At 76.2% G+C, this 11,372-nt stretch carries 11 protein-coding genes; 8 read left to right on the top strand and 3 right to left on the bottom strand.

The window, feature by feature from the left end; all coding sequences use genetic code 11:
- Positions 1-43: 43 nt before the first annotated feature.
- A complete protein-coding gene (locus ABT403_RS12830; protein ID WP_344158605.1) occupies positions 44-1,252 on the bottom strand; it encodes a glycosyltransferase in 1,209 nt (402 codons plus the stop codon).
- Between the two features lie 116 nt (positions 1,253-1,368).
- Complete coding sequence (locus ABT403_RS12835; protein ID WP_344158603.1) at positions 1,369-1,491, bottom strand: hypothetical protein; 123 nt, start codon at positions 1,489-1,491, stop codon at positions 1,369-1,371.
- A gap of 295 nt (positions 1,492-1,786) precedes the next feature.
- On the opposite strand from ABT403_RS12835, the gene ABT403_RS12840 reads away from it, so the two are divergent.
- From ABT403_RS12840 to ABT403_RS12865, 6 genes are read left to right on the top strand one after another with little or no spacing between them, the layout of a single operon-like run.
- Complete coding sequence (locus ABT403_RS12840) at positions 1,787-2,872, top strand: radical SAM protein (protein ID WP_344158601.1); 1,086 nt, start codon at positions 1,787-1,789, stop codon at positions 2,870-2,872.
- The gene (locus tag ABT403_RS12845; protein ID WP_344158599.1) at positions 2,869-3,531 is read left to right on the top strand and encodes an iron-containing redox enzyme family protein; all 663 of its coding nucleotides are present in this window, start codon (positions 2,869-2,871) and stop codon (positions 3,529-3,531) included. Before ABT403_RS12840 ends, ABT403_RS12845 begins: the two co-directional genes overlap by 4 nt.
- Positions 3,528-3,755 (top strand): aroma-sacti cluster domain-containing protein, encoded by a 228-nt coding sequence (locus tag ABT403_RS12850; protein ID WP_344158597.1) that lies wholly within the window; start codon positions 3,528-3,530, stop codon positions 3,753-3,755. Before ABT403_RS12845 ends, ABT403_RS12850 begins: the two co-directional genes overlap by 4 nt.
- A gap of 41 nt (positions 3,756-3,796) precedes the next feature.
- Complete coding sequence (locus ABT403_RS12855) at positions 3,797-6,949, top strand: AAA family ATPase (protein ID WP_344158596.1); 3,153 nt, start codon at positions 3,797-3,799, stop codon at positions 6,947-6,949.
- Positions 6,946-7,779, top strand: coding sequence for a S8 family peptidase (locus ABT403_RS12860; protein WP_344158595.1), 834 nt, complete (start codon positions 6,946-6,948; stop codon positions 7,777-7,779). Before ABT403_RS12855 ends, ABT403_RS12860 begins: the two co-directional genes overlap by 4 nt.
- A 25-nt stretch (positions 7,780-7,804) precedes the next feature.
- Positions 7,805-8,377, top strand: coding sequence for a GAF domain-containing protein (locus ABT403_RS12865; RefSeq protein WP_344158594.1), 573 nt, complete (start codon positions 7,805-7,807; stop codon positions 8,375-8,377).
- Between the two features lie 27 nt (positions 8,378-8,404).
- Here the strand turns inward: ABT403_RS12865 and ABT403_RS12870 are convergent, their stop codons facing one another.
- On the bottom strand, positions 8,405-9,382 hold the full coding sequence (locus ABT403_RS12870; protein WP_344158593.1) for an ArsR/SmtB family transcription factor: 978 nt from the start codon (positions 9,380-9,382) through the stop codon (positions 8,405-8,407).
- 89 nt (positions 9,383-9,471) lie between these two features.
- On the opposite strand from ABT403_RS12870, the gene ABT403_RS12875 reads away from it, so the two are divergent.
- Together ABT403_RS12875 and ABT403_RS12880 are read left to right on the top strand one after the other, a co-directional pair.
- Positions 9,472-10,743: an MFS transporter gene (locus tag ABT403_RS12875; protein WP_344158591.1), complete on the top strand. Its 1,272-nt coding sequence runs from the start codon at positions 9,472-9,474 to the stop codon at positions 10,741-10,743.
- A gap of 40 nt (positions 10,744-10,783) precedes the next feature.
- Entirely contained in the window at positions 10,784-11,368 is a 585-nt protein-coding gene (locus ABT403_RS12880) for a DinB family protein (protein ID WP_344158589.1), read from the top strand.
- Positions 11,369-11,372: the final 4 nt, after the last annotated feature.

Raw genomic sequence — 11,372 nt, forward strand, 5'->3', positions numbered from 1 at the left:
CGGGCCGGGCCCGGCGGGAACGGCCGGGTCCGGCGGGAACGGCCTAGGCGGCGGTGGCGCGGGCCGGGGGCGGGGTGGTGGCCCCGGGCCGGGGAGCGGTGGCCGCCCCGGCCACCCGCTCGACGGCGTCGGCCGCGCGTGCCGCACTGTCCGTCGCGGCCAGCCTGCCGCCGAGCACCTGGGCGCGGGCCCGCAGGCCGTCGTCCCGCCACGCGGACTCCAGGAGCGCCGAGGCCTGCCCGGAGGGGCTCTTCGGGAAGTGCACGGCCACACCGGCCCGCACGCAGGCGCCGGTGAGCAGGGGCTGTTCCGAGCCGTTGGGCGAGAGCGCGAGGGGCCGGCCGCGCAGCAGCGCGGCCAGCACGGGCGCCGAGGTGCCGCTGCTCAGCACGAGGCCGGCGCGGTCGACGAGCGGGCCCATCCAGCGCTTGCGGACCGGCAGGATGTCGGCGCCCGGGGCGGGCTGCGGGTCGGTCGAGCGGCCCTGCTCGACCACGGCCTGGAACGGGCCGTCGGTGAAGGCCTCGTTGAGCCGCGGCCACAGGGTCCTGCCCTCGAAGAAGCGGCCGAGATGGACGTAGACGACGGGCTTGCCGTTGCGGGCCAGGTGGTCGTCGATCTCCTCGACCTCCGCCGGGTCGGGCGCCGGCTCCCAGGACAGCGGCCCCACGTGCTGGATCCGCTCGGGCAGTACCGCACCCGGGTACTCCAGCTCCGGGTCCCCGCGCAGCAGCAGCGCGTCGCCCAGCAGCGGTTCGTCCCCCCACCGGGGGGCGCGCCCCGCCAGGCCGGCCTCCTCCCGGAGGTCGGTGTAGAGCCCCAGGCAGCCTTCGGTCCGGCTCCGCCGGGTCCGGCCCAGGTGCGGCTCGTCGTCGCCGCCGGACCGGTAGTCCCACAGGTGCGCCGCGAGCCCGACCACCACGACGGGGAGGTCCAGCGTCTCGGCGGCGAGCAGGGCGCCGGTGCAGAGTACGGAGGTGACCAGCAGGTCGGCCCCGGCCTCGCGGGCCGCGCGTACGGTCGCGCGGTACTGCGCCGCGCCGCGCGGTCCCCACCAGGTGGCGGAGAACGCCCGGTGGCCGCCGAAGTCCTCGGCCGCCGCGAAGGGCAGTCCGGCGTCGGCGGCGACGGGCGCCGCGGTGGACCGGCCCAGCACGCTGACGTGGTGGCCCCGGCGCCGTAGTTCACGGCCGGCCGCGATCGCCGGGTAGAGGTAGCCGCCGTCACTGAGCGGGCAGAGAAGGATGTTCACGGTGTGCCGCTCCTCGGTGGGCGGTTGCGGTGCCGGGGTGGCCGCGGGCCCCCGGCCCCGGCAGGATCTGCCGGGAGCCGGGGGCCCGCGCGGTGCTCAGCCTCGATGAAGCGATGTCACATCTCGTGCGAGTTGTTGATGACGCAGCCGCCGCCGTCGGAGATGCCGTCCTCGCTGTGGGCGACGACCTCGATGTCCTCGTTCTCGGTCTCGGCCTCGGGGTTGATGTTCTCGCTCATGTTCTTCTCCTTCGGTTCGTCGGCGTCGTTCCGCCGTCTGAGAAGAAAGTTAGGAACCCGGGGTACGGGAACGCCTGGCCACCGGTTCGGCGCCGGTATACGCCCAGGCCGGGGACGCGGTACGCCCCGGATGCGCCGCCGCACGGCCTGCCGCGCCCGGCCCTTTGGCCGTGCTGACCTGCGGATGTACCGATCACCAGGCGTTCGTGAACCGGAAGTCTGCCGTGCGTGGGCACGATCCGGGCCATGCCCGCGCGCGACCCGTGTGCGCGGTTCGAGCTATGGAGGATCAGACGTGGAGCTCGCGGAGCTCATCGGCCTGCGGCCGGTGCCCTGTGGCGGCCTGCTGGTGGCACTCACCCGCCGCTGTCCCATGAGCTGCGCGCACTGCTCCACCGGCTCCTCCATGGCGGCCGCCGAGGAGCCCGACGCCGGGCACCTGCTGCGCTTCCTCGGCTCCTTCGGCACCGAGGACCGCCCCGAGGTGGTCATGCTGACCGGCGGCGAACCGCTGCTGCTGCCGGAGCTGGCCGCCCGCCTGGCCGGTGTGGCCCGCGCCGCGGGCTCCCGCGTGGCCCTGCTCAGCGGGATGTTCTTCGCCCGTGAGGGACGCGTCCCGGACCGGATCATGCGGGCCGTCACGGCCCTGGACCACTTCTCGGCGAGCATGGACGTCCACCACGAGCGCGAGGTCCCCCGCGCGCAGGTGCTGCGCGCCCTGCGGGCCGTGCTCGACGCCGGGATCCCCGCCAGCGTCCACCTCACCGGCACCGGACCCGACGACCCGTACCTCGCGGACGCCGTCGCGGACGTCCGCCGCGCGTTCGCCGGCCGGGTGCCCCTGCTCGTCAACGAGGTACGGCCGCTCGGCCGCGCCGCCGGCCTCGTCCGGGAGACGCCGGCCGGACCGGACGGCTCCCGGGCGACCCCCTGCACCCTCGCGGCCTGGCCGGTCGTCGCGTTCGACGGGACCGTGGCCGCCTGCTGCAACCAGTGGACGGTCGACCGCCGCCCCGTTCCCCCGCACCTGCGGCTCGGGCACATCGCGGAGGACGACTGGCAGGCCGTCCGTGAACGCTCCCTCGGCTCCCCCGTGCTGCGCATGCTGCGCTCCGTCGGCCCCCAGCGGCTGCACGCCCGCCACGCGAGCGCGCCCGCCCCGGCCGGCTACTGCCGCAGCTGCCACGCACTCGCCGACCGCCCCGAGGTCCTCGCGGGCGCCGCCCGCGACGCCGGCGGCCGGGTCGGCGAACTCCTCGACCGGCTCACCACCCGCCAGCAGCTCGCCGCCGGCCCCGCCGACCTGGTCCGCCGCATGGGCTGCGCCCGCTACGCGCACCTGGTCGAGGCGGTCCCCGGGCGGGAGGAGAGCGGCCGATGACCGCCACCCCGTCCCTCGCGCTCAGGACCAAACTCTCGCCCACCGCCACCGCCCTGGCGGCCGCGGCCGCGGTCCTCTGGAGACCGGAGGGGCTGCGAGAGCGCTACCCGCGCTACCTGGCGGCCATGTACCCGCTCGTACGGGCGTCGGTGCCCCTGCTGGAACGGGCCGCCGAACGGTGCGCCGAACGGGACGACCCCGCCTCCCGGCGCCTCGCGGCGTACTACCGGCGCCACGCCGGGGAGGAACGCGACCACGACACCTGGCTGCTCGAGGACCTCGCCGCCGCTGGCGCCGGGCCGTCCGCCGTCCCGCACCCCGTCGTCGTCGAGCTCGCCGGGGCGCAGTACTACCGCATCGAGCACGAGCACCCCGTCGCGCTGCTCGGCTACATCGCGGTCCTGGAGGGCAACGCCCCCGGGCCCCGGCTCGCCAGCCGCCTCGCCGAGGTCACCGGACTCCCCGGCAGCGCGTTCCGCACGGTCAGGGAGCACGCCGCGCTCGACGGCGGTCACCTCGACGACCTGTACCGGGTGCTCGACGCGCTCGCACCGCCACCGGACGGCCAGACCGCCGTGTCCGTCAGCGCGCTGCACACGGCGAACCTGCTCACCCGGCTCTTCCTCTCCCTCGCCGCCGACCCCGGAGGACACCCGTGACCGACGACACCGTGCCGCACGACGACGCGCCGGCCGAGCCCACCCTGGAGGCGCTGGCCGCCGCGGGGTTCGACCTCGACGCCCTCAGCGAGGAGCAGTTCGAGGTCCTGCGCACGCTGGACCCGCAGGAGGTGGCCCTGCTCGTCGACATCAGGGGGCGGCTCGACGCGGCCGCCCCCGAGGTGCAGGCCCATGCCGACGTGGCGGGCGGCGCCCTCTTCTGACCCCGCCGCACCGCCGCCCCGTCCACCGGAGGAACCCGCCCATGCCCTGCACCTCGTGCCGGAGCGCTCTGCCGCCAGGTGCCCGGTTCTGCCCCTTCTGCGGCAGCCCGTGCGCCCCCGGGCCGGTCACGGCCAAGCCGACCGGCCGCAAGGTGGTGACCGTCCTCTTCTGCGACCTGGTGGGCTCCACGGCGCTCTCGGGCGCACTCGACGCGGAGACCCTGCGCTCGGTGACGCTGCGCTGGTTCGACCTGATGCGGTTGCGGATCGAGGAGCAGGGCGGCACCGTCGAGAAGTTCATCGGGGACGCCGTGATGGCCGTCTTCGGCGTGCCGGCCGTACGGGAGGACGACGCCCGCCGGGCGGTCGCCGCCGCCCTGGCCATGCGCGAGGCCCTGGCCGGGCTCAACGACCGGCTGGAGCAGGGCGTCGGCGTACGGCTGGACATGCGCATCGGCCTCAACACCGGGCAGGCCGTGACGGGTTCGGCCACCCTGCGTCAGGCGATGGTCTCCGGCGAGGTGGTCAACGTCGCCGCACGCCTGGAGCAGAACGCCGCCGCCGGGGAGATCCTCATCGGACCGGACACCCTCGCGGCCGCCGGGCCGGGCGTCCGGACGGCGCGGACCGGCCCGCTGCTGCTCAAGGGCAAGAGCGACCGGGTCGCCGCCCACCGCCTGCTCGGGCTGGACGAGGAGGAGGGCCCGGACGCGCTGCGCCGCTTCGACCTCGCGTTCATCGGCCGCACCCGCGAACTCGGCCTGCTCGACCGGGCGTGGGACCGGGTGGTGCGCACCCGCCGGGCCGGTCGCGTGGTGGTCGGCGGGGAGGCCGGGCAGGGCAAGACCCGGCTCGTGCGCGAATGGCTCCGCCGGGCCGCGGCCGCCGCCCCCTCGTCCGGCGGCCCCCGGTACGGCGCCGGGCGCTGCCGGGACCGCGGCGAACAGCCCAGCCTCGGGCCGCTCGCCGAAGCCGTGGCCGACCTGCTGCGCGGCGGCGGCCCGGCCCTGCCCTCGCCCGAACTGGACCTGCTCCACCAGGGCCTGCTCCTCAACGGAACGCCCCACCCGTCACCGGCGGACACCTGCGCCGCGCTCGCCAAGGTCCTGGCCCGGCTGGCCGAAGCGCGCCCCGTGGTCCTGGTCGTCGACGACTGCCACTGGGCCGCGCGGCCCCTCTTCGACGCCCTCGACCGGCTGCTGCGGGCCCTCACCGACGCACCCGTCCTGATCGTCCTGCTCACCCGCCCCCCGCTCTTCGACGTCCGGCCCGAACTGGCCCTGGACGCCGTCCCGCTGGGCGGGCTCTCCGACACCGAGGCCCAGCTCCTGGCGGCCGAGCTGACGGGGGGCACGGCGCACGGCGAGCCGCTCGGCCCCCTGGTCCTGGCACGGGTGGGCGGGAACCCGCTGCACCTGGAGCAGTTGCTGGCAGCGGGCGACCCCCTCGACGCGGACAGCGTCCCGCTCCCGCTCCAGGCCCTGATCGGCGCCCGGATCGACGCCCTCGACCCGCCCGAGCACCAGGCCCTGAGCCTGGCGTCCGTCCTGGGCGGCGACTTCACCGCCGGCGAACTCACGGCGCTCGCCGCGGATCCCGCCCCGGCGTGGACCGGGTCCGAGCTCCGCCCCCTGCTGCACCGGCTGGTCCGGCACCGTCTGATCCGGCCGGACGGCGGGGCGTTCCGCTTCGCCGGGGGGCTGATCCAGGAGGTCGTCTACGCCAGCCAGTCCAAGCAGGACCGGGCCGACCGGCACGAACGGGCGGCCCGGCTGGACTCCGTCCGCCGGCGGGGCGGCGCGGCCGTCGGCGGCCATCTGGAACGGGCGTACCGGTACCGGGTCGAGCTCGGCGCCCAGGACGCGCACACCGACGGGCTGCGCCGGGGCGCCGCCGACGCGCTCGCCGAGGCCGGGCGGCTGGCGCTGGCCCACGCCGACCCCGTCTGGGCGGCCGACGTCCTGGCCAGGGCCACCGCCCGGTACCTTCCGGGCGAGCCGGGAAGCACGGCGGCCCGCCGACGGCTCGGCCAGACACTGCTGGACCTGGGGCGCGGCCCGGAGGGCAGGGCCCTTCTCGAAGAGGTACTGGCCGAGGCCCGGACCGGCGGCGGGGACCCGGTGGAGACCGCGCACGCCCGCCTCGCCCTGGCCTCGGCCGGCCGGTCCACGGGCGTGCGGGAAACACCGGCGGAGGCCGCCGGCGCCACCCTGCCGGTCTTCGCGGCGGCCGGCGACCACCTCGGCCAGGCCAGGGCCCGCCTGCGGCTCGCCCAGCGGGCCCAGGAACAGGGCCGGCACCGGGAGGCGGAGCGGCTGCTCGCCGGCGCGCTGGACCACGCGGTACGCGCCGACGCCGAGCCGGAGCGGGCCGCGGCCCTCGGCGCGCTGGGGGTCACGCTCTGGCGCGGCCCCCAGCCGGTCGCCGACGCGGTGGCCCGTTGCCGCGCGCTCCTCGCCGACCAGGGGGCCGGCCGCCGGGCCGTCCGGCTGACGCTCAACTGCCCGCTGGCGGTGGTGCTGGCCCTCCACGACGACCGCGACGGCGCCCTGGCCTGCCTCGCGGAGGCCGGGCACCTCGCCGAGCGGCTCGGCTACGCCGAGGCCGACGCCTTCCTGCCGATCTTCACCGCGACCGTGGCCGCCCTGACCGGCCGCCGCGAGGAAGCGCTCCTGAGCCTGGAACGGGCCGCCGCCGCCGCGCGGGAGCTGGGCGCGACGGCGTTGCTGCGCAGTGCCTTGCTGGACGCCGCCCGCATCCGGCTGGACCTCGGAGACTGGCGCGCCGCCCACGGCACCCTCGCGGAGCTGGACGGGGAGCGGGGACGGCCGGCCCGGCCGCGCGCCGAGTCCGCGGACCTCGACGGGCTGCGCGCCCGCATCGCCGCCGCCCGGGGGCAGGCCTCGGCCGCCACCCGGCTGGCCGCCCGGGCGCTCGCCACCGCCGCCCGGACCGACTCGCCGGTCGTACGGGGCACCGCCGCGCTCGACCTCGCCCGTACCGACCTCGCACTGGACCGCCCGGCCGCCGCGGCCTCGGCTGCGACGCGCGCCCGCCGGCACTTCGCGGCGAAGGGCCACCTCCCCGCCGTACGCCAGGCCGACGCCGTGCTCTCCCGTTGCCCCAGCCGCTCACCCTGGCACGGCCCCGCCCTCGCACGGGCCACCGGAGCCGGAAAGGAAACACCACGATGACCACCGCGCAGCAGCCGGCGCCCGCACTCACCTGGGGCCTGCGGGGGCGGGGCCCCGCGGACGTACCCGTGGAGGCCGACGGACCACCGGGCCCGCCCGAGGCGGGCCTCCTCGGCGGCACCGGACGCGGCGTCCGCGTCTGCGTCGTCGATTCCGGCGTCGAACGTGACCACCCCATGGTCGGGCCGGTCGACCGGTCGTGGCGGGTCTTCAAGGACGGGGACGGGATCCACGTCGAGGAGACGCGGGAGGGCGACCTCTGCGGTCACGGCACCGCCTGCGCCGGCATCATCCGGCGCACCGCACCGGACTGCGAGCTCTCCAGCATCCGGGTGCTGGGCGACCGGTTCTCCGGCAGCGGCGACGTCCTCCTCGAAGGAATCAGGTGGGCCGTCCGCCAGCGGTTCGACGTGGTGAACCTCAGCCTGTCCACCACCCACGAGCGCTTCGTGGACGAGCTGCGCCGGCTGGCCGACGAGGCGTACTTCCAGCGGACCGTGATCGTCGCCTCCGCGCACAACACGCGGGTGGAGAGCTTCCCCTGGCGCTTCTCCTCGGTGATCTCGGTCGGCAGCCACCAGGAGGACGACCCCGACCTCCACCTCTACAACCCCGAGCCCCCGGTGGAGTTCTTCGCCCCGGGCCAGAAGGTCCAGGTGGCGTGGCTCGGCGGCACGTCGATCCGCAGCTCCGGCAACAGCTACGCCACCCCGTTCATCGCGGGGCTCTGCGCGCGGATCCTGTCGAGCAGCCCCCGGCTGACGCCGTTCCAGCTGAAGAACGCCCTGTACCTGTCCGCAGCCAACGTCCGTGTCCACGAGCGCCGGTAACGGCCGCCGCCGGAAGGGAAGTCCCATGACTCAGACGATCGCCCCCGCCGTGCCCGCGGTACCCCGGCCGGATCCGGCCGTGGCGGAGCTCCTGCGGTCGGTGGTGGACACCGCACGCGCCATCTTCGGCGCGCAGGCGAGCTCCATCCTGCTCCTGGACGTCCCGGCGGACGAGCTCGTCTTCGAGGCGGTCTCCGGGCAGGGCCAGGAGTTCCTGGTGGGCCGCCGGTTCCCGGCGGGCCGCGGGATCGCCGGCTGGGTGGCCGCCTCGGGGGAGCCGATGGTGGTCGACGACCTCCGCGCCAGCACGTCCTTCGACCGGGACATCGCCGAGTCCACCGGCTACGTCCCGAACGCGCTCATGGCCGCCCCCCTGATCCGCGGGGAGCGGGTCCTCGGCGTCCTGGAGGTGCTCGACCCGTCCCCGCAGGCCCGCTCCGGCCTGCCGGAACTGGACCTGCTGGGCCTCTTCGCCCGCCAGGCCGCCGTCGCCCTGCACGTCCTGACCACCCGCGCACCCGAGCCTGCCCGGGAGACCCCCTCGCGCACCGAACTCCTGAACCTGCTCTCGCAGGCCCGCACCCTCCTCGGGGAGTGACGGGGACGCGGCCGGGGATCCGGGCCCTCAGCCCGAACCGGCGACCAGCGCCTCGCCGAGGGGGGTGCGCCGGTAGAGCACCGACCGTCCGGACCGGGCGCGGACGAGCAGGCCCGCGCCGCGCAGGATGGCGAGGTGGTCCCCCACCGCGCCGGGTGCCATGGCCAGGGTCCGGGCGAGGTGGCTGGTGCTGGCCGGGGCGTCCAGTGCCACCAGGAGCCGGGCCCGGGCCCGGCCGACCAGGGCGGTCAGCGCGTCCGGTCGGGGGGCGGTCTCCTGTTCGCCCCACAGGGCGGCGGTGCCGCAGGCCGAGTAGATCAAGGTCCTGGGCCAGGGGGCTTCGGTGTGGGCGGCGAGGTGCCCGACGAAGACCGAGGGGATCAGCAGGAGCCCGTCGCCGGCGAGGCGGACGGTGCCGCCCCGGAGGAAGCCGATCTCGATGCCGCCGGCGCGCCAGGCGATGCCCGGGTGCATGCTCTCGATGGCCGTGGCCCAGCCGTGTTCGCCGATCACGCCCACCCGGTGCACGACGTCGCGCTCACAGAGCGCGCGCAGTCGCGGCCAGTCCGCGGCGAGCAGCTCGTGCCAGGCCCGGTCCATGGCCTCGGCGATCCTGGGGACGGCGTCGGGCGAGTCCAGCACCGCGCGTACGCGGGGATCACGGGCGGACGGCCCGGTCGCGGTGGCGGCGATCTCGTGGCGGGCCGCTTCCAGCGGGGTGGACCGGATCACGGCCAGGTCCTCCGCCCACGTCTGGCTGAGGCCGCGCGGGGGCGGGGCGACGAAGTCCGGTCCGCCGTGCCGGGTCTGGAGGGCGAGGGCGGCGTCCAGTTCGGTCTCGCGGCGAAGCCGTTCGAAGGCCGGCATGAACCGGGTGGCCCAGGCGCGCGGCAGTGGCCGGTCGTGGCCGGCGAGCGAGCGCAGCAGCAGGCAGAGGTCCATCGCGGGTGACAGTGCGAAGCGGCTGCGCAGCAGGTCCTCGACGGAGGTTTCGAAGCGGAGCACCCGGCCATGCTACCGCCGGACGTCCGCTCCGATTCGTCCAGCGACGAATCACTGGTGAGCGGCGCGGACGCACGGCGAGGCTGGGCGCCATGACCCCCACCACCGCAACCACGCAGGTCGGCCACCGTGCCACCTACCGGGAGGTGCTCGCCGAGCCGCGGTTCCGGCTGCTCTTCTCGACCCGCACCGTCGCGATCACGGCGGGCTCGCTGCGGATCACCACGTTCTCGGTGCTGGTCTTCGCGGCCACCGGCTCCCCGCTGCTCAGCGCACTGGCCTTCGGCACCGGCTTTCTCCCGCAGTTGTTCGGCTCGCTGCTGCTGGGCTCACTGGCCGACCGGCTGCCGCCCCGCGCGCTCATCGCCGGCGGCTACGCCCTGGAGGGCGCCGCCGCCCTGCTGCTCGCCCTGGTGCGGATGCCGATCGCGGCGAGCCTCGGTGTCATGGCACTGGTCGCCCTCGCCGCACCGGTGTGCGGCGGCGCGTCGAGCCTGCTGGTCGCGCGGTGGCTGGAGGGCGACGCCTACGTACTGGGCCGTTCGCTGAACAACATCGCCTCCAGCGGCGCGCAGTTGTCCGGTCTGGCGCTGGGCGGTGCGGTCGTCGCGGCGGTCGGCCCGCACCGCGGGCTCGCGGTGAGCGCGGCGCTCTACCTCGGCTGCGCGCTCGCCGTCCGCGTCCGGCTGCCCCGGCTGGCGCCGGGAGGGGCCGGCGGCGCGCCCGGCCGTGCCCGGGGCGACGGCGGGCCCGTCCGGGCGAGCCTGCACGGCGCCGGACTGCTGCTGCGCGGACGTACGGTGCGACGGCTGGTGCTGGCCCAGTGGCTGCCACCCGCGTTCGTGGCGGGCGCGGAAGGGCTGATCGTCGCCTACGCGGGAGAACGCCACTTCGCGCCCGGCTCGTACGCGGTGCTGATGGGCTGTCTGCCGGTCGGCATGCTCGTCGGCGACCTGCTGGTGGGCCGGCTGCTCCGGCCGCCCGCCCGGGAACGGCTGGTGGTCCCGTTGGCCGCACTGACGGGCCTGCCGCTGGCCGGCTTCGCAGCCGGGCCCGGAGTGGGCGTCTCCTCCTGTCTGCTGCTGCTCTGCGGCGCCGGGTTCGCCTACGGTCTCGGCCTGCAACGGCCGTTCCTGGACGCGCTGCCGCAGGACGGCCAGGGCCAGGCCTTCGGCCTGCTCGGCTCCGGCAGCATGACGCTCCAGGGCGTCGGACCCGTCTGCTTCGGCTCGGTGGCCGCCGGCACCGGAACGGGCGGCGCGATCGCCCTGGCCGGCGGCGCGGCGGCACTCACCGCCGGCTGGATCCTCACCTGGCACCCGCCCGCCTCCCACGCCTCCCTGACAGACGATCATTCCCGTTAGCTCCCGCAACCACGAACAGCCCATGGAAGGCTCATGCCACATGATCGATGAATTCGCGAAGAACGACCTGCACGGGAGACTGCGGCGGGACCGCGAGGCCCTGCTCTGGAAACTCGACGGCCTGTCCGAATACGACGCCCGCCGGCCGTTGACGGCGACCGGGACCAACCTCCTCGGCCTGGTCAAACACGTGGCCACCGTCGAGGCCAGGTACTTCGGCGAGGTCTTCGGCCGCCCGTCGCCCGAACCGCTCCCCCGGTGGCAGGACTCCGACGGCAGCGACCAGTGGGCGGCCGAGGACGAGACCCGCGACCAGATCATCGGGTTCTACCGGCGCACGTGGGAACACTCGGACGCGACGATCGACGAGCTCCCCCTCGACGCCCCCGGCCACGTGCCGTGGTGGCCGGAGCCCTCCCCCAACACGAACCTGTTCGCCGTCATGGTCCACGTCCTCACCGAGTCCATCCGCCACACCGGGCACGCCGACATCCTGCGCGAGGGCCTGGACGGCCGGACCGGGCTGCGCGCCGAACACGAGCAGCGGATCGACGAGGAGGCCCGCGCGGCCCACCGCGCGAGGATCGAGCAGGCCGCCCGGGCGGCCGCCGGCGGCCGGCACTGAGGGC

The organism is Streptomyces sp. NPDC000075 (genome assembly GCF_040301925.1).
GTDB classification, from domain to species: domain Bacteria; phylum Actinomycetota; class Actinomycetes; order Streptomycetales; family Streptomycetaceae; genus Streptomyces; species Streptomyces polychromogenes.